The sequence below is a fragment of the Bradyrhizobium sp. CCH5-F6 genome (assembly GCF_001556045.1).
In the GTDB taxonomy this organism is placed as follows: Bacteria; Pseudomonadota; Alphaproteobacteria; order Rhizobiales; family Xanthobacteraceae; genus Bradyrhizobium.
Genome location: NZ_LSIC01000203.1, coordinates 54465 through 79066, shown reverse-complemented (window position 1 = coordinate 79066; position 24602 = coordinate 54465). Strand labels below are relative to the sequence as shown.

The following is a 24602-nucleotide window of genomic DNA, read 5'->3' as shown; positions in this document are numbered from 1 at the left end:
CTCTCTCTCTCTCTCTCTCTCTCTCTCTCTCTCTCTCTCTCTCTCTCTCTCTCTCGCCGCGGCATTTGCAATGCGTGAGGACAGGCCTGTGAATAACATTTGCCTTGCAGGATCGTGCCGCGATTTGTCGCGTGTTTTCCGGGCGTTCGTCAGCGCGATCATCCTCGGTCTCACGCCGTAATGAGATTGAGATAACATAATTCACAAAATAACAATGAAAGTCTCACATATCGCGGCTAGCTTCCGCGGCGCTCCGGGACCCGGCTGCCGGGGTTGGCAGGCCAGGGTGATCCAAACAGGGAGAGCAAGACCATGCGAAACTTGAAGGCTTTACTCATGGGATCGGCTGCGTTCGCCGCGATGGGCGTCGCTTCCGAATCCGCACAGGCGCAGTCGCTTGCGTTCGGCGCTGGCGCGACGTTCCCGCAGATCGTCTATCGTCAGCTGATGGACTGCATGTACACCCAGGCTCAGGGCAGCGCCGGCAAGCCGGGCCCGATGGCCAAGGCGGCGAACTGCACCGGCTTCAACACCAGCGGCTTCGGCGGCGTGATCCTGTACGCGGCGACCGGTTCCGGCAACGGCAAGACCGTGCTGCGCACCAACGACAAGACCCAGATCGGCACGCCGTCGTCGTCCGCTCCGGCCTACACCAGCTCGAACTGGAACGTGAACGAAAAGACCGACTATGACGGCGTTCAGTTCGTCGGCAGCGACGACGTCGTCAACGCCAGCGACATGACGGCATGGAACACCGGGGGTGCCAACAGCCCGCAGTCGAAGTTCGGTAACATGATCACGCTCCCGGCCGTGGTTGGCCCGGTTGCGCTCGGCTTCAACGGCAAGGACGGCACCGGTGCGACGCTGAATATCCTGCCTGCCACCCCGGCCGGCGGCAGCTCCGGCCTCAACCTGTCGCGCAACGCCTTCTGCGGCATCGCGTCCGGCCACATCACCAAGTGGAACAACCCGATCCTGACCGCGCTCAACGGCGGCGTGCTCGGCACCGGCAACATCACCTTCGTGCATCGCACGGACGGCAGCGGCACCACCTTCCTGTTCACCAATGCCCTGGTTGAACAGTGCCGCTACGAGTTCGGGCCGAACAACGAGACCGACGCGACCGTCGTGTCCTACGCCTTCCCCTGGACCGATCGTTCGCAGTCCTGCTCCACCCCGCTCATTCCGCGCGGTGCGAACCAGGTCAACTGGCCCGATCAGTTCGCGACCGACCAGTGCGGCAACGCCGTCACCAACTCCGGCGGCGGCACCTTCGCCAACGCTTCGGGCAGCGGCTCGCTCGTCTCGCTGGTCACCTCGACCAACGGCGCGATCGGCTACGCTTCGTCCGACTTCTGGCTGCCCGTCAAGGCCGGCGGTCTGAAGACCGCGAACCTGCAGTCGCAGTGGGACCTCACCGCTTCGACCGGCCAGTTCCAGCCGCCGACCCCGGCTGCCGCGCAGAAGGCGATGTCGTCCGCCATCCCGCAGATGGACTCCACCAGCCGTTCCAACCCGCTGACCTGGAGCCTTCAGGGCGTGAACGCGAACCCGGTGGTCGCCGGTTCGTACCCGATCTCCGGTTTCTCGTGGATCTTCATGTACCAGTGCTACCAGACCCACGCGAACGGCAACAACGCCTATCTTTGGTTCAAGACCTGGCTCGACTTCGTGTACGGCACGAGCGCGGCCGGCATCTTCAACGAGAACGGCTTCGCCCAGGTCCCGGCGGTGTGGCAGAACGAAATCTACACGCTGCTCAACGACCCGACCAACGGTCCCCAGGGCAGCGGCTGCTCCGGCAAGGTCGGCGCTTACTGATCGCTGCCCGGGCTTCGGCCCGATCAACGATCCGAGACTGTGTGCACCCGGCGTCAGCCGGGTGCATTTTTTTGGCCTCGCACGGCAGGGCCATCGCGACGCCAGGGCACGCTGTTGTGGGGTGATAACATTTCACGTGGCGTCACATCGGTGATAAGACGCAACGTTATCGCTCGGGGCCGAGCAAGGACCGTCTCTGTCATGTCGCTGCGCTTTTTTGTCTTGTCGTTTGCAGGCGTCCTCGCCATGGGAGTTGTTGCGGCCGTCGGTGCTCCGTCGGCGATGGATGTCATTGCGACCGAGCCCGCAGAGGATCTGTTCGCGGCGAAGCCGGCCGATCCTGCGCCGGGCGCGACGAGCCCGATCGTGTCCGGACCTCCGGCGGCCGCTCCCGAGCACGCGCCGGCTGCCAGTCCGCCGCAGCGTGCGCTCGGCGACAATCCGTTATGGGCAATTCCGCTGGGCCGGCTGACGGCAACGCGCGAGCGGCCCTTGTTCGCGCCGACACGGCGCCCGCCGGCGGTTGCACCGGTCGCGATGCCGGTGGCGCCTCCGCCGGGGCCGCCGCCCAAACCGCCCGAGCCGGAAACGCCGCAACTGTCCTTGCTCGGGACCATCATCGGCGCCGAAAAGATCGGCCTCTTTCTGGACGCCGGCAGCAAATCCGTGGTCCGGCTCAGGGCCGGCGAAAATCACAATGGATGGACGCTCCGCGCGGTCGAGCGGCGGCGGGTCGAACTGGCAAGGGGCCTCGATCAGGCCGTGCTCGATCTCCCGGCGCCGGACGTGAAAGGAAGCGGGACGGCTGGCGCCCCCATGCTCGCAGGGCCGCCGCCGATGCCGGCCGTGCCGCCGGCGATGCCCGCTGCACCGACCGCCCCGCCGCCTGTTGCGGCCAACGGCGGCACCTATGTTCATCCGGGCGCCAACATGAACCTGCCGATCGGCCGGGCCATGCCGGCCAATCTGCGATTGCCCCCCGGTCTCGTCAATCCGCTCGCCAATCAGGGTCCGCGCTGACCCTGCGGCTGCCACAGGGGCGTTTCCCGCCGCCGGAGGCATATCTGCGACGGATCGGCGCGCCGGACGGCCTGATCCGCGTCATTCACTATGTTATTCAACAACATAATGCCGGCGACATCCGTCGCCCATGATATATTTCTGACATATCAATGTTAGTAAACAAAAGGTAAATGCGAGGCACGGGTCTGCCTGCGCGGTGGGCCCGGCTGGAACCATTCAATTTGAAAGTGCTGCGGCGTGCCCCATCCCGACAATGTTATGCCGTCCCCGGGCGCGACTGCTCGTGGCTCTCGCCGTGCCCTCGAACGTTCGCTGTTGTGCGGCGTCAGTCTGGTGGCCCTGTCGCTGGCGAGCGGCTTCGGCCATGCGCGCAGCCTGACGCCGGGCGCCAATACGGTCGCGCCGACGCAGGAAGCGCAGCAGGCGGCGATTCAGGCGGCGCAGCAGGCAGCGGGAGCTGCGACGCAGGCGCAGGCTTCATTGGCCCGGGCCGCCGCCGCACTTGCCGCCGCCCGGAAGCTGCAGGCCGACGCCGCGGCCGCGGCGCGGGCTGCCGGCGGGTCCGTTCCGAACGGACTGGTCACCGGCGGGCTGATGCCCACCGGCGGCACCGACAGCGATCCGCTGGCCGGGATCAAGCTCGACCCGTCGAAATGGACCGGCGCCAATGCGCCGACGCAGACGAACGTCAAGGATGCCAATGGCGCCGTCACGAAGGTGACGGTCGACATCCAGCAGACGCAGCAGAAGAGCATCCTCTATTGGGACAGCTTCAACGTCGGCGCCAAGACCACCGTCAATTTCAATCAGGCGGCGTCGGACTGGATCGCGCTCAACCGGGTGGACTCGAGTGCGTCGCCCAGCCGCATCCTCGGTCAGATCAACGCGCTCGGCGGCGTCTATCTCATCAACCGCAACGGCATCGTGTTCGGCGCCGGCTCTCAGGTGAACGTCCACACCCTGATTGCCTCCAGCCTCGACGTCGGCAAGCTCGGGTCTTCGCTCGAGGACCGCGACAAGTTCTTCATGGACCAGGGCATCGCCAACCTGAACTCGTTCTCGATCTACGACAAGGACGGCGGCGCCGCGACGAACCTGATCGCGGGGGACGTCAAGGTCGAGCGCGGCGCGTCGATCACCGGCAACATTCGCTACGACCAGGTCGCGCAGGGCTCGCCCGGTTCGGTCTTCCTGTTCGGCGCCAATGTCTATAATTCCGGGTCCATCACGGCCACCACCGGCGAGGTGGCAATGGTTGCGGCGCGCACCATCGACGTGGTGCCGAACGGCTTTTCCGTGTTACCCAACGAAGTGCTCGGCAAGGACGACAAGGGCAACACCAACAAGTTCCCCGGCACGGAGTTCAGGCTCTCGCAATTTGCGGCGACTTACAACGCCGATCCAGCCGGCTCTGATCCCTTCGGCTACCCGCGCACCAACTTCTACCTGCCGGGCACGGGCGCAGCGGTGCACGACGGCGTGATCGACATCGGCCGTGGCGTGCTGGTGATGAACGGCGACAAGGTCAGCGTCGCAAACCCTACCGATGCGAACGGTCGATCGCTGATGGACAGCGCCGGGACTCTGCTCCAGGGCGTGATCTCCGCCGATACAAGTATCAGCCGCAACAGTTTCGTGCTGCTGCGCGCTGCCACCAGCGTCAGCATGAACGGCGTGATCTCGAGCCTGCCGGTGGACGACGGGTCGGCAGGTTTGCCTTCGACGCAAAGCTTCGTGCCGACCTACATCGAAGCCTCGGCACAGACCAGCGTGACCATTGGTACGAACGGCCTGATTTCGGCGCCATCGGCTCAGGTCTCGCTCAACGCGAAGGAGTTCCCGAAGACGCTGCCGAACGGCGCGCTGAGCCTGTTCTATCAAGGCACCGCCTCGACAGGGGCCGGCGGAAACTCACAAGGTGTCGCCTCCAACTCGAATGACCCTCAGACCGTCTTGCTCGCACCGGGTGCGACGATCGACGTGGCGGGGCTCCAGAATGTCGAGTTGCCGGCGAGCTACAACGTGATCGGCGTCAAGCTGCTCGCCGAATTCGCCGACATGCCGCTGCAGCGTCCCCCTTATGCCACCGTGTCCGCAGACGGCAGCGGCGTGGTCTACGGCCAGACGCTGTGGATCGATATCCGCAACTCGGGCACGCGCAGCGACGGCACGACCTGGGTCGGCTCGCCGATCGCCGATGCCAGCGGTTACGTCGCCAAGGTGCCGCGCAGCATCTATCAGCTGATGACGGTCGGCGGCAGCATCAGCCTCGACACGGATCTGAAGGTCGAGAACGGGGCAGCCTCGGGCGTCACCACCACGGGCTCGGTGATGAACGTCGCCGGCGGTAGCGTCAAGTTCACGCCGGGCATGGTGAACACCACGCGGCTGATCGGCAGCGACGGCCGCATCTACAACATCGCCAATGCCGACCCGAACATGACCTATCTCGGCATTGCCGGGCAGTTCAGCGTCAAGCATGCGCGCTGGGGGGTTACAGAATACTGGTCCACGCAGAGCCAGATCTATTCGCCGGGCTACGCCGAAGGCCACGCCGCCGGCGGCGTCAGCGTCGTGACCGTCCAGATCGCACCTCTTGACAAAGGCATCATCTATTTCGGCTCGACCGCCGGCGAGCGGCAGATCAGCGGCGGCCAGTTGCCGGCGCAGGGCTCGCTGACGCTGACCACCCCGTCCAGCGTCCAGATCGGCGCCGCGGCTTCGGCCAATTACGCCACGCAGAGCGCCTACACCACCAATCTCTCGGCTGAGATTTTGTCGAGCTACGGCCTGAGCGCCCTTTCGGTGACGGCGAACGATTTCGTTCTCTCGGCGGGAAGCACGCTCAACCTGGCGGCGGGCGGCAGCCTTTCCGTCACTGCGGGCGGAGCCATCGACATCGCCGGAACGGCATCGGCGGCAGGAGGAGACGTCAACCTCGTTACCGACCGAGAGTCGATCAGCAAAAATTTCACGACGTCTTTGTTCAAGGCCCCCAGCGACGCATCGGGCAATACCATTGCCGCGAATATATTCGTCGGCGGCACGATCGATGTCAGCGGTCGTTTCGTCAACGACACCGGGCGCATGGCCAGTATCGACGCAACCGGTCCGGCTTTCATCAACGGCGGGTCGATCGCGATCAGCACGACCAAGGACAGCCTCGACGTCACCGGCGGCGTTATCGACACGACCGGCAGCATATTGCTAGGGCAGGGGAGCCTGCTCGATGTGTCGAGCGGCGGATACATCGGCACATCCGGCAAGGCGCACACCGTTGCGACCGGGGTGATGAAGGGGCAGGCGGGGAGCATCTCTCTCAGCATCTACAACGGCAAGCCTTACACTGTTGATCCTGGCCCGCATCCACCGACCGCGAATGTCGCCACGCAAGCTTTTATTGCTCTCGATGGCACCCTGCGTGGCTACGGCTTCGAGAGCAACGGGAGCTTGAGGATCGCTGCGGCGAACACGATCCGGATCGGCGGCACATTGCAGCAGGGTGAGACATCGTCGATTCGCATTGGAGGGGTTGCAACGACGCTGCCTGCTTCCCTGCTCACAAGCGGCGGCTTCGGCTCGTATACGATCGAATCGGTTGAAGATCAGTGGTCCGACGCAAAGGCCAGTATCGTCATTTCAAGTGGAACCGATCTGACTCTACAGCAGAAAAACCTGGCAAGTCTCTCCGATTATTCCACGACACCGACCGGCACCAAGCTCGGCCAGTCAGGCACGCCGCAGCTTGCGTTGCTGCCGGACGATCAACGCAAGTCCGTCGATCTGACGCTGAAGGCCGACTATATTACGCTTGATACCGGGTCGGTGATCGCCACCGATCCCAAGGCGAACATCGTGCTGGCGGCTGTCAATGACACCCGCGTAGAGTTCGAGCCGTCGGATCCACGTTGGACCGTTCCTGCACAATCGGTCGAACTGCGCGGGACCATCATCGATCATGGGGGATCCGTCTTCATAAATTCGAAGAGCACGCATCTCTCGTCCGGCGCTCTGGTTGATTTGTCGGGAACGTTCGTCTCCAACCCGCTGTTCGGGACGGTCAAGGGCCCCGTCACCAGCGGGAGCTACATTGCGGGCGGAACATTCGCGGTCGAAGCCGGTGAACTCAGCTTGGTGTCCGGTCAGGCCTATTACGCTTACGCCGCCAAGGAGGGCTCTCTCGTGGCCGATGCCGGCGCCATAGTCGACGTCTCCGGGGCGGCCGGCAGCATCCAGGTGGCCAATGGCCGGAATTCGCCGACCACGCAATGGGCGTGGAGCGACGCCGGCATCGTCAGCGCGAATGTTTCCGGGCTGGCCTGGGGCGGCAGCTTTGCAGCGGCTGGCGGCCGGTATGTCGCCAGCGATGGCAGCGTGAAGTCGGACACGCGTGCGAGCGGCGGTACCGTCCTGATCGGTGGCGGCGCGATCAAACTTCGCCAGGACGCGTCGGAGGTGACGGCCGCGGTGAACGCATACGCCTCGGGATTTCAGCCTGGAGCTCTGCTCGTAGCGGCAGACCAGCTTGCCCCGTTCGACAACGTCTATCTCTACGCGGCGAGTGCGCAGGGAGGGGCGAGCCGCATCTTTACCGACCGACCCGGCAACATCTATGGCATTGCCTCGTCCTCATGGGCCAATTTGTCGATCTCGGGTCCGCTGAACTGGAACGTGAGCGGTCGTCTCGAAATCGCGGCAGGCGTCATCAGCGCGCCGACGAGTCCGGCCGATGTGCGCATCTCCGCGCCTTATGTTCTCCTCGCCGGAAGCGGCAGCTCGCCGGTCAGCGGCACCAGCACGCTGACCGTCGATGCGGGGACCATCGATCTCCAGGGCGCGCAAGGGGTTGCAAAGGCCGGAACTCCGACCAATGGTCTCGATTTCTCCGGCTTCGGCCAGGTCAATCTGATCGCCAGCCAGGACATCCGGCTCGGCACGCTCAAGGTGGCCAACGGACTCAAGAAGGCGAATGACGACACCTCGGCCACCGCCGAGCAGTCGAGCTTCACCGGCAATCTCGTCACTGCCGGCGATATGCTGTTCTCCGCGCAGCGCATCTATCCCGTCACGGCCGTCACCTTCGGCATCGAGACGCCAGGCAACGTCAAGTTCACCGCTCCTGCGGGCAGCGACACCACCATTCCGCTGTCGGCCGGCGGCGGCATCACCGTGCGCGCGGCGACCATCGAGCAGGGGGGCAATCTGTTTGCGCCGCTCGGCACCATCACGCTCGGCAACACCGATGCGTCCGTATCGCCGATCATCACCCAGTCGGTGGTGCTGGCGCCGGGAAGCCTCACCTCGGTCACGCTGGCCGACACCACCGTGCCCTATGGCGCCACCTCGGACGGCACCAACTGGTACTACAACGCCAACCTCAATCCGCTCTCGGCGCCCCCGTCCAAGGGACTGATCCTGTCGGGATCGACGGTGACGCGGGCCGACGGCTCGACCATCGATCTGCGCGGCGGCGGCGATCTCCAGGCCATGGAATGGATCCAGGGCAAGGGCGGGTCGCGCGATACGCTGACGACGACGCCCTCGGGCCAGACCGTCTATGCGCTGGTGCCCTCGCGCGGCGAGTCCGTTGCAGCCTACGACATCCACTTCGCCACCGCGCGCAGCGCCGACAACGGCGTCACGGTCACGGCCGGCGACAGCGTGCCCCTGGCGGGTCAGCAGATCACCGTCGACGGCGGCGGCGGCATCCCTGCCGGGACGTACACGCTTTATCCGGCGCATTACGCGACGTTGCCCGGTGCGATGCGTGTCGTGGTTTACGCGCAGGACAACACCGGCAAGAACATCCCGACCGGCACCAAACTGACCGACGGCACCGTCCTGGTGACGGGCAATTACACGCAATCGACGGCGCCCGGAAAGCAGTCGTCCGGGCAGACGGTCTTCGCCGTGCAGACGAGCTCGGTTTGGCAGCAGTACAGCGAGTACAGCTTCAACGGGGCCAACACCTATTTCGCCGCGGCCGCAGCCAAGCAGAACAAGATACCGCCGCGCCTGCCGATGGACGCTGGCCGTCTTTCCGTGTCGGCCCTTCAGGCCATCGTTCTCAACGGCATGGCGCTGACCCAGCCCGGCACCGACAGCAAGGGCAATATCGGCCGCGGCGGCGAACTCGACATCAGCGCACCGAAGCTCGCCGTGATCGGCCACGCGGCCCATGAGGCCAACGACGTTCCCGCCGGCTATGTCGGCCTCGATGTCGGCCAGATCAACGGCTTCGAGAGCGTCCTGATCGGTGGCTTCCGCAGCGACGTTGCCGCCGGCACCCTGATCACGCCGACGGCGAGCAACGTGGTCGTCGATACCCGCGGCGAGGCCCTGAGCGCGCCGGAGATTCTCCTCGTCGCGCAGCAGACCGGAGAGTGGCAGCAGGCCCAGCAATATGTGACGGTCGGTTCGAGCTCCGTCCTGCTCGACGTGCCCGTCTATGTTCCGGTCGAGGGCAGCGGAACGGTCACGGTCAAATCCGGCAGCGTCATCGAGACCAAGGGCACTGTTCACGCCGGCCTCGGGCGCCACTACATCGTCGTCTCGGACCAGCAGGCGGCGATCACCGCCCAGAGCGTCGCCACCGCCCTGGGAGGAACGCTGTCGGGAACGACGATCACCGGCGCAGACCTGACCAAACTTCCGGCTTTCAATGCGGCCACCCAGCAGGTCCTGGGCTATTATGCCAATGGCGGTCCGCAGCAGCCGGGGCGCGGCGCATTGTTCGCGGCCAGCAACGATCCCACCCTCCAACTCACCGGGCCGTCCAAGACCGGCGTCTCCGCGCCGTCGCTCACGATCAGCTTCAGGGACGTCACCACGCAGGACGCTGCGAACATTCCCGGCTTGGCGACCGGGCAGGTTAGTGGAAGCCTGACGCTGCCGGGGGGCAACACCGCGGACAGCGGCAAGGTCGTGGTCGCCGATGGCGTCACGATCAAGACCAACACGCTGACGCTGCAGGGCACCGCCGCCAACAAGGCCATCACCGTCAATACAACCGATCTGCACGCCAGCCGCGTCAACCTGGTCGCCCCCAGCATCGGAATCGGCACGGCCAACACGGTCGCCGGCGTGAGCCTCGTGCTGCCGGCCAACAGCGCCCAGTTTGCCGACGTCCAGACGCTCGCGCTGCGCGCCTTGTCGGCACCGATCACCGTCTACGGCAACTTCAATTCGGGAACGCGGAACCTGATCCTCGACGCCAATGGCCTCGCACAGGGCCTCGACGGCGGCGTCGCGCGAGATGCCACCATCACCGCCAGCGAGACCATTACACTCACGAACACGGCCGGACCGGCCTTCAGCGGCGGCGCGACCGCAGGCGGAAACAGCCTGCAACTCGTCGCCAAGGACATCGAGTTAGGCAACGCTCCGGTCAACGGAATCACGCAGGCCGCCTACATGACGATCGCCGGCTATTCCAGCGTCGGCATGTCGGCGAGCGAGCGCGTGCTGGTCAAGGGACCGGGCGCTCTGGCCTTGGGTGTCAACAACACCGACAAGGTCGATCTTGCGATCACGACCCCGAGCGTGCTGGTTGCCGGCGCGAGCGGTGCGAAGTCGCAAAGCTTCTCGATCACGGGCTATGCCGGCAACGTCACGATCCGTGACAGCGTCACCCGCACCGGCGCGGTCGAACGCCCGGCGGACAGCACCGAGGTCGGCGGCAGCCTGCAGGTCACGGCCGCCAACATCACCATCGCCAGCACGATCCAGGCGCAGGGCGGCACGATCACGCTGAGTGCGATCGCCGGCAATCTCGAACTCGAGAAGGGCGCCTATCTGTCGGCGGCCGGCTACAAGAAGACCCTCGTCGACGTCGATACCTACGCGCCTGGCGGCAAGGTCGTGCTCAATGCCGATATCGGCACCGCGTTCCTGCCGTTCACCGGCGAGGGCAAGGTCAAGATCGACGCCGGCAGCGTCGTCGACGTTGCGCAGCCCGCGGGCGGTCTCGGCTATGGCGGCGAGATCGACGTCAATGCCACCCGCGGCAGCGCCACGATCGCGGGCGCATTGCGCGGAGCGGGCGCCCCTGGGCTTGGCGGTCGTTTCAAGCTCGATACGCTGGGCAGTGCCGACCTGACCTCCCTTGCCGACAATCTGCTCGCGGGCGGACTCACCGGTGCGGTCGACATCCACACGCGCACCGGCAATCTCGAACTGGCGGCCGGCCATACCCTCAAGGCCAACGCCGTCACGCTGACCGCGGACGATGCGGCGTGGGACGGCAGCGACGCGAGCAAGCAGTTCGGGCAGGTGAAGATCCGTGGCCTGATCGATGCGACCGGCTATGGCGGCAAGACGGCCGACGGAACCGGGCAGGCCGGCGGACAGGTCGCGCTCTACGGCGCCAACGCCGTCTTCCTCGCCAGCAGCGGCGTGATCGACGCCTCGACCACGCATGCCGACGAGCGGGGCGGCGACGTCACCATCGGCATCGGCTGGGACGCCAAGTCGAAGATCTACCTGCAGCAGGGCACGCAGATCAACGTCTCCGGCGGCACCAAGGGCGGCCTCAGCGGCGGTACGGTGACGTTCCGCGCCCCGCTCGACGGCAACAACGACGTCAAGGTCGCGGCGATCAGCAACGTGGCCAATGCGGCCGGCACGCCGGGCGCCAAGTTCTACGCCGACGGCGACAAGACTTTCGACGAACTGCCCGTGCTCGATGCGACCAACAACGTCAACGATCGCACCAGGACCAGCATCGTCGGGGCGCGTTCGGTCGCCGTCAACGGCTACATCGCGTTCGACACCACGGCCGGCAAGAACGGCATTGACGGATCGAGCCTCGGCTGGTTTGGCACGATCGACACGTCCGGCTGGTACAAGGGCGTGGATACGAACGGGAATCTCATCCCCGCGACGACCGGCTCGTGGACCAATGTGAGCGGATTCACGTTGAATCCGAGCAGCGTCTTCGCTGGGTTCTCAGGTGTGCCGACGACACCCGCGAGCGTCAGAGACAGCACGGGTCAGGTCATCGCAACCATGAATGGCTACGTGATGGGGCTCAACGCGTTCAGCGCGTTGCCGCCGTCTGATGCCGGGTTCGTCTTCGACGGCAGCACCACCTACAAGATCACTTTCGAAGGGGGAGCGCAGGGGACAGTCTCGACCCTGGCGTTCGGAGGTACTCTGAACATCGTTATCACGAACGCCGGCAGCGGATATACAACCGCGCCAACCTGGGCGGACATTACGCGGTCCGACGGTCAGACCGTGAGGGTTACTGCGACCCGCTCCAATCTGAAGATCGTATCCGCCCAGATCAACCTCGTCGATGGTTTCACGGGGTATAGCGGCTCGACGCCATCCAACGTCACGGTCTCGGGCGCAGGAGGCGTCCAGGTCATTTCTTTCGCGCAGGGCTCGAACTTCTCCGGCAAGACCGTCCTTTCATCCGACGGGAAAACCACCTTCGTTCCGGACACGCCGAACTTCATTCCGCTGAAGTCCAGCGGGGTCTACGATCCTTTCAACCCGGCCACCCAGGGTACCGCAGGCATTGCAACCTTCACCGGCGGCGCCGGTACCGGGAGCGCGTTCTTCGGGGACATCGTCTCGCAGATCACCAAGGGCACCTGGAGCTACGGCGGCCAGAGCTACGGCTTCAGCAACCTGTTCGCGCGCCTCGCGCCGCTCGCCGCCAGCCTCGGCGCCGATGTCGTGCATGTGCAGCCCGGCGTCGATCTCGTCAATTCCAAGGGCGACATCACCGTCAGCAGCAACTGGAATCTGGCCGCCGGCACTGCAGGCGGACTCAAGGACGGCAAGTTTGACCCGACCTCGAGCTATATCGATTTCAACTACCGGCTCGTCACGCCTTGGGGGGGCTTCGATGCCGGCGCGCTGACGCTGCGCGCAGCCGGCAACATCAACGTCAACGCCTCGATCTCGGACGGCTTCTTCCAGTTCGGCAACTATCTCGGCACCAGCAACGCCTCCAGCCGCTATTTCGACGAGAACACGGTCGTTCGGACGAACGGCGCGTATACCTACTATCTGAACACGCCGGGAGGCGGGAGCTCGACAGCCGCTCCCTATAATGCGGCGGCGAACGGCATCAGTCCGAGCAGCCTGGATCTCGCCGCCGCGGACCTGTTCCCGCACAGCCTGCTGGTCTGCACCACCGATTGCAGCACCGCCAACATCAAGACCATCACGGCGCCGTCGTCCTGGTCCTATAACTTCACGGCGGGCGCCGATGTCTCCAGCGCCAATGTGAGCGCACGCGTGTCGCTCGCCCGCGAGGTCGGTGACGTCATTGTCGACAAGCACGCCAGCTACACGCAGACGTTGGTTCAGGACAGGTTGGCCAACTCCACGGTCACGGTCGACATCCCGACCATGATCCGCACCGGGACCGGCAACATCAACATCGCGGCAGCGCGAGACGTGATCCTCAAGGACACCAGCGCGCCGGGCGTGATCTATGCGGCCGGCGTCAACACGGCAGCCTACGCCAATCCGTACAGCGTCCAGACCATCAATGGGACATCCACGATCGTCGTGACCGATCCCAACGGCTTCTACGAGCCCCGCGTGCTTGGCTATGGCAACGCAGCCGCCGTGGATGCCCCCGATCTCTACTATGGTCCGCCGACCGCGGCCGCGTTCCCCGAGAAGGGCGGAGATGTCGTCATCGACGCGCAACGCGACGTGATCGGCAACGTCACGGTCGACAAGAAAGTCCCTCAATATTATCAGCCTTGGCTGCTGTCCAATGCCGCGATCACCCAGAGCGGCAGCGCGGCGATCGTCGGCGCCGGCGTATTTGCCCCCGCTGGAAATACGATTGCCTCGCAGACTGCGTGGTGGATCCAGTACGGCAGCTTCCAGCAGGGCTTCCTCAGCGCCGGCGGCAACATCAGCGTGCTCGCCGGACGCGATCTCGTCGACGTTTCGGTATCGGCGCCGACGACGGGCCGTGTCACCGGCGGCCTCGCCGCGAGCAGCACGCCCGTCACGCACGTTTACGGCAGCGGCAACATGATCGTGCGCGCTGGCGGCGACATTCGCGGGGGATCCTTCTACGAGGGCTCCGGCCATGCCCGCATCGAGGCCGGCGGCGACATCCGCGATAACGGCACCATCTACCGCTATGCCAAAAGCGCGCTGGCGCTTCCGAATTTGCCGCAACTTGCGGTCGACACCGGACAGATCACCCTCGTGGCAGGCGGCTCGGTCGCCGTGGCCGGCGTCGTCAATCCGGCGGCGCTGCATGGCCAGCAGCCGAGCAACGCCAATCCGCTGGAGACTGCCACCAATCCGACGATGGCGCTCTACTTCGACACGTACGGTCCCGACAGCAAGGTCAGCCTCCTTTCCAAGTCGGGCGATGTGTCGATCGGTCTGTCGTCTCCCACGGTCAGCACGACGGCGACGCCGGGCGCCGCCGCCGCCTATCCGGCCAGTTTCGAGGCCATCGCCTTGCAGGGTAGCCTGGTTACCAGCGGAATCGGCGCAATCGTCACTCAGAACGTCTCCGGATCGCTGGTGCGGACACCGGGCATGATGCTGAGCGCGTCCGATCATGGCACCTTCGCCCTGCTGGCGGAGGGAGATATCGATCTGACCTTCGGTTATCCGAAGCAATCGAGCGACCCGCTTGAAAGGTCGCCGCGTCCGCTGATCTCCGCCGGACCGGCTTTGTTCGACGTCGCGTTCGATCCGTACCGGCCCAACAGCGGCTACGGCGAATCCTCCAGCCGCGCCGTTCTGGCGCATGCAGACGATGAAGGCCTCGACACCACGGCGCGGATCTACGCCGCCACGGGCACCATCACGGCGACGGGGACCTTCGGTGAGCGCACGAAGGGCGACGTGCTCAAGGTCTACCAGCACATCGAGATCAACCGGCCCGCCAGCATCTATGCCGGCGGCAACATCGTCGATCTCAACCTCATCGTGCAGAACATCCACGTCAACGACGTCAGCAAGATCGTAGCGGGCGGGAACATCACCTATACCGGTTATGCCAATGGCGGCGGCATTCAGGTCGCCGGACCCGGTTATCTCGTGGTGCAGGCGGGCGGCGACATCGGTCCGTTCCTGCCCGCGGCGTTCAACAACGCGACACAGGCCCCGGTGCAGGAGGGTATCGTCTCGGTCGGCAATGCGAGCTCGACTCCTGTCGGCAATGTCTACATTGCGAGCTCTTGGGGCGGCTCGATCGGCATCTACAACCAGTCGCTGCTCGGTCCCCAGAACAATCAGCGGCGCAACGCCGCCTTGACCGAGGCCGCCGGCACCAAGCAGGGGGCCAGCATCGACGTGCTGTTCGGCGTCAAGTTCGGCATCGACTACGACGCGATGATCAGCAAGTATTTCGATCCCGCCAGCCCGAATTTCCTGGGCAACGTCGTGGGAACCAACGCTTTGACGGGCGAGAAACAGACTCTGACATTCGATCAGTTCAAGAGCCTGCCGAAGGACCTCCAGCACGTTCTGGTCGATCAAGCCTTCTTTGCCGGGTTGAAGGAGGTCGGCAAGGGCACCTTCAAGACCGCCTTCGGCTACGAGATGATCGACACCATGTTCCCGGCGACGTTTGGCTATACGGCCAATGCGCTCGGCGGCGGCGCGAGCGGCGCCAGCGAGTTGGTCAAAACCGGCGACATGAACCTTCTGCACGCAACCGTCCAGACCCAGCTCGGCGGCGATGTCTCGATCTTCGGGCCGGGCGGCAGCCTCATCGTCGGCTCGCTGGCTGCGGAGTCCAACACGGCTTTGAAGCTGCGCGACATCGGCATCCTCACCCTCGGCGGCGGCGCCATCAACACCTTCACGGACCAGAACGTGCTGGTGAATTCGAGCCGCGTTCTCACCACCCAGGGCGGCGACGTCATGATGTGGAGCTCCAACGGCAATCTCGATGCCGGCCGCGGCTCCAAGACGACGCTCTCGGCGCCTGCGCTCCAGGTGCTGTATGATCAGGACGACTACCAGTTCATCGATCTCGGCGGCTACGTCACCGGCGCCGGCATCGGCACGCTGAAGGCCTCGAACGTTGCCCAAGTCTCGAACCTGTATCTGCTCGCGCCGCGCGGTACGATCGACTTCGGCACGGCAGGCGTTCAATCCTCCGGCGACGCCGTAATCGTCGCGCCCGTCGTCGCCAATTTCGGCAATGCGTCGGTCCAGGGTACCTCGACCGGCGTTCCCACCATTTCCGTTCCCAACATCGGCGCGCTGACCGCCGGTTCGAACACGGCCGGCGCCGCGGCCAAGACGGCGGATACGCCGACCGCCGGCGGCTCCAGCAAGCCGGCCTCGATCTTCATCGTCGAGGTCATCGGCTATGGCGGAGGCGATGGCCAGGATGCCTCCGGCAAGGAGACCGATGGCAATTCGTCTAATGAGAGCAAGCAATGATCGACGCGATCATCCTTGCGTCGAAGGGTCAGGTGCGCTCAATCCGAGCGCGCAAGGACGCCGATCTGGCGCGACGAAAATATCGTCTCCGAATGAAAAGATTCGGCTGCTTAACCTAGCCCGGCGAATCCGGAATCTGACGTCCCGTTTAAATATCGGTCACAGCAACGATAAGAAACATACCTAAAAAGATCGGCAACGGCTTCGAAGGCGGAGGGCTGCTGTCCTGCGAAGTCCGTACGTTTTCTTTCTGATTTTGCGTTTTGGGGGCTGAAATGCGTGCGACACGTCCGATTGAACAAGTCTGCCCGGAGTCCGCGCTGAAAAAGGCGAATGCCAAGATCTACGATCTCGGCTTGCGGCAGGACGAAAGCAGCCGTCTGCGCCGGATCAAGAACCTCAAGCATGAAAACGCGCTGTTGATGCGCATGGTCTCCGAGACGCAGATCGAGATCGCACGTCTGCGCGATCTGCTGGAATCGACCTGACACGATCGCGTTTGCCGCTCGCCGCGGCGCGAAGTCTGTGCTGTAAGCCCAATCCAATCATCACGCTCGTCTCGGCGATCCCCGGGGGGAAACACTGCCCCCTGCAGTCAGGATCGCGCTGACCCCTGACATGGTCCTCAGCCTGCCTCGCGGACAGCATTGCCCGGACCCTTGTTTTCGCGGGTGCCCGCCGCGCGTCGTCTATGAAGCAGGACGATCCATCGCATCCCGACGTGGGGCGGCGTCCTGACGGTCCGTCCGGGCCAACATCAGCTTGGTGTGAAACGAAAAGTCATGCGGTTTTGGAAGATTGTGTCGATCGCATGTGGCGTGATCGCCTCGGCTGGACTGGGTGGTTGCGGCTTCATACCGATGGCGGGGCCGACCAGTCTCGACGTGAGGAGCGAGAACACCAAGACTCTTCCCTTCGCGATGGTGCAACTCAATCCGGATGTCGTGCAATTGCTCGAGAAATACGAGCCCAACGGACTACCGGGAGTCCTGACCGACGCCCGTCCACCCTCAAGCATCAAGTACGGCATCGGCGATATCATCAGCGTCACCATCTTCGAGGCGTCGGCAGGCGGGCTTTACGTACCGCTGGAGGCGGGTGTGCGCCCCGGCAATTTCGTGAATCTGCCTGACCAGGCCGTCGACAATGACGGCAACATCACGGTGCCCTATGCCGGCCGCATTCGCGCCGCGGGCCGCACCAACGTGCAGGTCCAGGAGGACATCCTGGCTCAGATCAGGAGACGCGCGATCGATCCGCAGGTCGTCGTCACCTCCAGTCAGCAGCGCTCCTCGCTCGTCAGCGTATTCGGCGAAGTGAGGACGCCGGTACGTTTCCCGATGCCATCGGCCGGCGCGCAGGACCGTATCACCGACGCGATCACGCGCGCCGGTGGCATCAGCGGTGCCGGGTGGGAAACCTGGGTCGTATTGGAGCGCAATGGCAAGCGGGCTACGGTCCCGTTCGGCAATCTCGTCTATTTCCCCGAGAGCAATGTCTTCGTGCAGCCGGGTGATCGCATCTATCTGTACCGCGAGCCGATGAAGTTCATCGCGTTCGGCGCAACCGGACAGCAGGGCGAGTTCAACTTCGACGCCTGGCGGATCAACCTCACGCAGGCGGTCGCCAAGGCTCGCGGGCTGCTCGACCTTCAGGCCGATCCGGCTGCCGTCTTCCTCTATCGCCGCGAGCCGCGGGATGTCGCGGAGCGGCTGGGTGTCGACTGCTCGAAGTTCGACGGCGATTCCGTCCCGATCGTGTTCAACGTGAATTTTCAGGATCCGGCCGGCTATTTCGTCGCGACAAAGATGACGATGCGTCCGTTCGACGTGCTTTATGCCGCCAACGCGCCCCAGGTCGACGTGACCAAGGTCCTCAACTTCATCAACACCACGCTCGTGACGGCGCAAAGCGGCGTGAGCCTCGTCAATAACATCCGCTTCCCCGGGGCGACGACCTCGACGACGACGATCACAACCAGCGGTCCATGAGCGTCGAAGGATGACGACGCGCCCAGCTCACATCCGGTGGCTTGACGCCCGGTCGGCAGATGTTACTCATCACATCAGGCTGCGTCCTTCGTCGGCCGACGATGTTACGGGACGCTTCCGGCCCGGCATGACGATATGCCGGCGAGCAGGGGAGAGCGGCATGAGCCGGGCTTCGCACGGACGTGGATGGTTGGCCGGGCAGGCTTTCGCTGCCGGCCTGTTTGCGATGGTCGGTACCGGCGCCGCGCAGTCGCCCGGTCCGGGGCCGATCGATTTGGCGCCGCCACCGCGGCAGGGCACGATCATCGGCGGTCAGCCCGGGCCCGGCTTCGAGCGCTGTGTTGACGTGCAGATCGGGAACGAGGGCGCGTTCGGCTGTCTCAACCAGAAGCTCAGGCGTGAAGTGGACAAGGTGAGCCCGTCGCTCAACTTGCCGCCCGTCGATACGCGCTCTCCGGACGTGCGCGTCGGCAATGTGAACGAGGCAGCGGTCCGTCAACAATATGGCTCGAACTACGGCCGCTCGGCCATACCCTACCGGCCCCCGAGCTTTCCCACCAACGTTCTGCCGCGGCGGTGATGTCAGCACGTTGCGGACAGGTTCATGATCGTTGCGGGCGGCCGCTTCTATGGCTGCTGGCCGCCGTTTGTCTGTTGCTGTCGCCGGAGCGGGCGCGTTCCCAGGAGCATGTCGGCGGCGGAAGCATCAAGGCCGATGCAGTCGCCGACGTCGCGGCAGGCGATGACGAGGTGGCGCCGCTGGAGCTCGAACGTTTCGCCCCTCGTCCGCTCACTGCCGCGGATTTCCCGCCGGCCAACCCGCTGCTCGGCGCGTCCGCCTATCGCACCAGCGCGATGTTCGGTCGCGATTGGCGCGCCGGCCGTGCCGAATACCGCCCGTTGATCGAGCGTGAGTCGCTTGCCTTCGGCCTGCCGCCGGCCCTGGTCGATGCCGTGATGGCGGTGGAGAGCCGCTACAATCCGGGCGTGGTCGGTATGGACGGCGAGGTCGGCCTGATGCAGGTGATGCTGCCCACGGCCCGGATGATGGGGTTTGCTGGCACGCCCGCCGAACTGGCGACGCCGGAGATCAACGTGCATTACGGGGTGCGCTATCTGGCCGGCGCCTGGCGCCGCGCCAACGGAGATCTCTGCACCGCGGCGATGAAATACCGTGCCGGCCACGGAGAGACGCGGTTCTCGCATCTGTCGGTCGAATATTGCACGCGGGTCCGCGCGCACCTTGCAGCGAACGGGATTCCCGTCACCGGCCCGGTGCCGCAGCCGACGTTCGGCCGCCCGTCGGGCGGCGGGGGATCTCGTGCGCGCGTGCAGACGGCTGGCGGCACGATCGATTTCGCGGCGCTGAACACCCGCCTGCGGGGGGCGGTGGAACGCAGGCCGTGATCGCTGCAGATTGACTTGTCGACGATGACGGCAGCCGAGCGTGCCGCCGCTTCATGAGCGCGACTTGCTCGCGGGAGCACGCCGGCGGCGGGGCACCGACGTCGGCCGGCCGCTCGCGAGCGCCTGGCCGATGGCGCGCCAGCATTTCACCGCATCGCGGAATGCATGTTCGTGAGCGGGGCTTCGCCCGCGCCAGTCGATCAGTCGCTCGGCATCGCCGACCGTTGCCTCACCCGACTTCAGCCGCAGGATGAAGGACAGGGCTTCACGAGTTAAGGGATCTAAGTGATCGACCTGATGGCTTCGCTTCGTCACGATCCAGCGCTTTCCCGCACCCGCCGGCCGTGAGCGGATGCTCGCGATCGACATATCTCTGTACGTAAGACGAAGCTGGACGTTGAAAACCGAATTTGACACGCGTCGGACGCTTGAGCCGGTCGGCGCAGTGTTCGACCGCCTGTTTGAGGTCGGTTTCGACCGTGCGGACGGTGACGCCGAGCAGGGCGGCGATCTCGCGGTTGGGCATGCCATCGATGCGCGAGAGCATCAGCACGCGTCTGCGGCGCTCCGGCAGCTCGGCGATCGCGTGCTTGAGGAGATTGACCTCGGATCGATCCTCGATCACGCGCGCGGCATCTGGCCGGTCGTCGGGAATGTCGAGCAGGGCATCGACCTCGCCGGAGGTAAGACGGCGCTTCTCGGCGCGACGGCGGTCGGCGGCGATGTTGAGCGCGATGCGGAACAGATACGCCTTCGGGCTGCGCACTTGGCCGAGCTCGCGCATTCCTTCCAGGCGAAGATAGGTTTCGTTGAGAGCTTCTGAAGCGAGGTCCGGCGAGCCGAGACGCCGCGTCAACCGTCGATCAAAGTCCACGTACTCCGCCAGCAGAAGAGTCCGCAAGCTGCTGATGCTGTCGATGGTCATGCTACGCCCCCACTTCACAGTACTCATTTGACGGCGGGACGGTAGTTAGACCGCGCAACGACAATGTGACGAACTGTTAGTTAATACCAATCCCATTTTGTTAGTTGAGTTATGTTGCAAGAAATCATCACGGCGGCGATGAGCGGGCTGCGAGAAAATTTTCGTTGCGGCGCTGGACGCAACGTCTAGCGGGTAAGGCCTTCCAGACCGTGCGCTTCGGTCGGCGCGGGCTGTCCGAATAAATGCTGGCGAACCGTGCGTGAACGGGACGCAGTGCGAGAATGATATCGAGGCGAAGGTGAATCTGCGTGGTATGTATCATAACGGTGCACGTCTTCGTGCACCGTGGCTGCCGCGCGGTATCAGGGCCGGCGCCGCCGGTGCGTCGCGCCAAATTCTTTGTGGTTTGATCATCTGCGCGATCTGCACGACGAAAGCGGCCGCAGCGAAATCCGAGACGAATGCCGCCGAGCCGGGCGCAAAGCCCGCTGCCGCTGCGCCTGCAAGCACAAAGCCGGTCAAAGGTGCGTCGGAGAAGGGTGAAGCCGCGAAGGATACGGCTCCCCCCAAACCCGCGGCGCCGGAAGCGCGCTTCGATATCGACGAATATCGCGTTGAAGGGGCGGATAGCTTGCCGCAGATCGAGATCGAGGCAGCAGTCTACCCGTTTCTAGGTCCCGGCAAGACCGCACAGGACGTGGAGAAGGCCCGCGCCGCAGTCGAGAAGGCCTATCATGACAAGGGCCTCCAGACCGTCAGTGTCTCGGTTCCGCAGCAGGATGCGCAGCGTGGCTTCGTCGTGCTCAAGGTCGCCGAAAATCGCGTCGGACGGTTGCGTGTCAAGGGATCACGCTATTTCGATCTCGCGAACATCAAGAGCAGCGCGCCTTCGCTCAAGGAAGGAAACCTGCCGAACTTCCAGGCGGTGACGAAGGACATCGTTGCGCTCAACCGATGGCCGGACCGCCGCGTGACGCCGGCGCTGCGGGCGGGCGTCACGCCCGGGACGATCGACGTCGATCTCAACGTCGAGGATGCGTTTCCGCTTCACGGCAGTGCCGAGCTGAACAACCGGCAGAGTCCAAGTACCACGGCGTTGCGATCCAACCTGTCGCTCCGTTACGACAATCTATGGCAGCTCGGCCATTCGATGACGTGGAGCTTCCAGTGGGCGCCGCTCAATCCGAAGGACGCGATGGTGGTCTCCGGCTCGTATCTGGCCCGGACCGAAATCGATTGGCTCAGCGTGCTCGTCTACGGCCTGAAGTCGGACAGCTCGGTTGCAACCGTCGGCGGAGCGAACGTCGTCGGTCCGGGTCAGGTGATCGGCGGCCGCGCCGTGCTGACCTTGCCCGGCAAGGGCGAGCTCTTTCACACCTTGTCGCTCGGCATCGACTACAAGGACTTCAAGCAGACGCTGCGCCTCGGCGCCGATGCCTTCGATTCTCCGGTGACCTACGCGCCGCTCGTGGCGAGCTATGGCGCGAGCTGGCAGGCCGAGGGACGGCTGACGCAGCTCAACGCCGTCATTACCACGGGCTTGCGAGGCATCGGCAGCAGTCTGGAAGAGTTCGACGCCAAGCGCTACAAGGCGACGGCCAGCTTCGCGCACCTGCATGCCGACATCTCGCACACCCAGGAGCTGGCCGAAGGCTTCCAGCTTTACGCCAAGCTGCAGGGCCAGGCCGCCGATCAGCCGCTGGTGTCCAGCGAACAGATGAGCCTTGGCGGACAGGACACGGTGCGCGGATATCTGGAATCCGAGGTGCTCGGCGACTATGGCGCGGCGGGGACACTTGAATTCCGCAGCCCGAACCTTGCGCCTTACATGGCGCAGAACCTGCCGAATCCTCTCGGCGATCCAATCAAGTACAACGCGTTCGATGACTGGCGGTTCTTCGCATTCGCCGACGCCGGACACGCGCGGATCCACGAACCTCTGGTCGATCAGCAATCGCATTTCGATCTTGCGAGCTACGGCGTCGGGATGCGGATGAAGACCCTCCGCTACTTCAACAGCATCATATTCGTCGGCGTGCCGCTGACCAACCAGCAGGTCACGGTCGCCAATCATCCACGGTTCGGCTTTAGGCTCTGGGGAGAATTCTAGATGTCGCTCCTTCACTCTGGATCACATTCCGTATTTCGCCTGAGCGCGCCGGCGATGCTTGCTTTCTTGTTCCTTGCGGTGCTGTGGCCGAGTCCGGCCTCGGCGTGGTGGAACGATCAGTGGACGCTGCGCAAGAAGATCACCATCGACACCGGCCCGTCGGGGGCCGGCATCAGCGATGCGATCGGTCCGACTCCGGTGCTGGTCCGTCTTCATGTCGGCAATTTCCGCTTCGGCACGGCAAAGGAGGATGGCGGCGATCTTCGTTTCGTCGCCGCCGACGACAAGACGCCGCTCAAGCACCATGTCGAGAAATACGACTCGCTGCTCGGCGAGGCGCTGGTCTGGGTCGGCGTCCCCGATCTGAAACCGGGCGCAAAGAACGACATCTGGCTCTACTATGGAAACCAGAAGGCGCCCGCTGCGGTCGATGCCAAGGGCACCTACGATCCCGATACGCTGCTAGTCTATCATTTCAACGATCGTTCGACGCCGGCGCAGGACGTCACGGCCTGGGCAAACACCGCGCAGAATGCGGTACCGGGCGCGGATGGCGCCATCATCGGCCAGGGTGCGCGCCTCGATGATCAGACCGCGCTCATGCTTCCGGGCTCACCCTCGCTCGTGGTCGCCGAGAACGGCGAGCTCACCTGGTCGCTCTGGGTGAAGATGACTGCACCGCAAGCGGGCGCCATTCTGTTTTCGCGCAGCGAAGGCGCGAACGGGCTCACGGTCGGGTTGGACAACGGCGTCGCCTTCGTGGAGGTCACGAATGGTGGCAACACCCAGCGCGTCGCCGGCGGCGCGGCGATTGCTGCCGGCACCTGGCACCAGATTGCCTTCACCGCGAAGGGAGCCCAGATCACGCTTTACGTCGACGGCAATCAGGCCGCGACGCTTGCCGCCGGCCTGCCCACCATGACGGGCACGGCGCAGCTCGGTCGTGCCGCATCCGCAGCCGCCCCCCCTGCGGATGCGGCCGCACCTGCCGCCGATGCAGCTCCGCCGGTGGCCGTGCCATCAGGCTCTGCCGCAGGATTTGCCGGCGATATCGACGAATTCCAGATCGCCAAGGTTGCGCGTCCGGCCGGCTTCATCAAGCTCGGCGCGATCGGGCAGGGGCCCGACCAGGCCAAGCTGATCGCGTTCAGCGTCGACGAGGAGAATGCGGGCTGGTTCAGCGGCGGCTATTTCGGCGTGCTCCTGCGCTCGGTGACGCTCGACGGCTGGATCGTCATCGGCCTGCTCGCGATCATGGCGTTCGTCAGCTGGTACGTCATGGTCGACCGCGTCTCCTATCTGAACCGCGTCTCGGCCGGCAACGCCATCTTCCTCAAGCATTTCCGCGAGACGTCGACCGACATCGGCGGGCTGCTCCAGCTCGACAGCCAGGAGGCAGATCCGAGCTTCGGCGGCGAGCTCGGCAAGAAGCAGCGCAAGACGGTGCATGCCGCGCCGCTCTACCGCCTGTTCGCGGCCGGCGCGCAGGAAATCCGGCGGCGCTTTTCCGGCGGTGGCTACCGCCGGCTGTCGCCGCAGGCGATCCAGTCGATCCGCGCCGTGCTCGACAGCGGCTTCGTGCGGGAGAGCCAACGCCTCAATCGGTTGATGGTGATGCTGACCATCGCGATCTCCGGCGGCCCGTTCCTCGGCCTGCTCGGCACCGTCGTCGGCGTCATGATCACCTTCGCGGCGATTGCGGCCAGCGGCGATGTCAACGTCAACGCCATCGCGCCCGGCATCGCGGCGGCGCTGGTCGCGACGGTCGCAGGCCTCGGCGTCGCGATCCCCTCGCTGTTTGCCTACAACTATCTGACGATCCGCATCAAGGACGCCTCGAGCGAAATGCAGGTCTTCGTCGACGAGTTCATCACCCGGATCGCGGAATCCTACGACCTTCCGGACGAGCCGGTGAAGCAGGCGGCGGAGTAGA

General features: G+C 64.7%; 11 protein-coding genes. 9 read left to right on the top strand and 2 right to left on the bottom strand.

Going from position 1 to position 24602, the window contains the following annotated elements; all coding sequences use genetic code 11:
• Nucleotides 1-312 precede the first annotated feature (312 nt).
• The 7 genes from AX729_RS36420 to AX729_RS36390 all read left to right on the top strand — a co-directional run bounded on the left by AX729_RS36420 (nt 313) and on the right by AX729_RS36390 (nt 19634).
• The gene (locus AX729_RS36420; protein WP_061029546.1) at nt 313-1821 is read left to right on the top strand and encodes a substrate-binding domain-containing protein; all 1509 of its coding nucleotides are present in this window, start codon (nt 313-315) and stop codon (nt 1819-1821) included.
• 246 nt (nt 1822-2067) lie between these two features.
• On the top strand, nt 2068-2841 hold the full coding sequence (locus AX729_RS36415) for a hypothetical protein (RefSeq protein ID WP_210183202.1): 774 nt from the start codon (nt 2068-2070) through the stop codon (nt 2839-2841).
• Nucleotides 2842-3177: 336 nt separating this feature from the next.
• On the top strand, nt 3178-16236 hold the full coding sequence (locus tag AX729_RS36410) for a filamentous hemagglutinin family protein (RefSeq protein WP_156457403.1): 13059 nt from the start codon (nt 3178-3180) through the stop codon (nt 16234-16236).
• Between the two features lie 275 nt (nt 16237-16511).
• On the top strand, nt 16512-16724 hold the full coding sequence (locus AX729_RS36405; RefSeq protein ID WP_061029540.1) for a hypothetical protein: 213 nt from the start codon (nt 16512-16514) through the stop codon (nt 16722-16724).
• Nucleotides 16725-17018: 294 nt separating this feature from the next.
• Nucleotides 17019-18227 carry a polysaccharide biosynthesis/export family protein gene (locus tag AX729_RS36400; protein WP_245325519.1) on the top strand — a complete coding sequence of 403 codons (1209 nt, stop codon included), beginning with the start codon at nt 17019-17021 and terminating at the stop codon, nt 18225-18227.
• A gap of 160 nt (nt 18228-18387) precedes the next feature.
• Nucleotides 18388-18807, top strand: a complete 420-nt coding sequence (locus tag AX729_RS41445) for a hypothetical protein (RefSeq protein WP_245325518.1) — start codon at nt 18388-18390, stop codon at nt 18805-18807.
• A complete protein-coding gene (locus AX729_RS36390) occupies nt 18807-19634 on the top strand; it encodes a lytic transglycosylase domain-containing protein (RefSeq protein ID WP_082770636.1) in 828 nt (275 codons plus the stop codon). The genes AX729_RS41445 and AX729_RS36390 overlap by 1 nt, the downstream gene beginning before the upstream one ends.
• Before the next feature lie 51 nt (nt 19635-19685).
• Here the strand turns inward: AX729_RS36390 and AX729_RS39275 are convergent, their stop codons facing one another.
• Nucleotides 19686-19949 (bottom strand): FecR/PupR family sigma factor regulator, encoded by a 264-nt coding sequence (locus AX729_RS39275; protein WP_245325517.1) that lies wholly within the window; start codon nt 19947-19949, stop codon nt 19686-19688.
• The gene (locus AX729_RS41920; protein ID WP_061029538.1) at nt 19900-20559 is read right to left on the bottom strand and encodes an RNA polymerase sigma factor; all 660 of its coding nucleotides are present in this window, start codon (nt 20557-20559) and stop codon (nt 19900-19902) included. The genes AX729_RS39275 and AX729_RS41920 overlap by 50 nt, the downstream gene beginning before the upstream one ends.
• 259 nt (nt 20560-20818) lie before the next feature.
• Here AX729_RS41920 and AX729_RS36380 point away from each other — a divergent pair, with 259 nt between their 5' ends.
• Together AX729_RS36380 and AX729_RS36375 are read left to right on the top strand one after the other, a co-directional pair.
• On the top strand, nt 20819-22669 hold the full coding sequence (locus AX729_RS36380) for a ShlB/FhaC/HecB family hemolysin secretion/activation protein (RefSeq protein ID WP_245325515.1): 1851 nt from the start codon (nt 20819-20821) through the stop codon (nt 22667-22669).
• Nucleotides 22670-22723: 54 nt separating this feature from the next.
• The gene (locus AX729_RS36375) at nt 22724-24601 is read left to right on the top strand and encodes a DUF2341 domain-containing protein (protein WP_245325514.1); all 1878 of its coding nucleotides are present in this window, start codon (nt 22724-22726) and stop codon (nt 24599-24601) included.
• The last annotated feature ends 1 nt before the right edge of the window (nt 24602 follow it).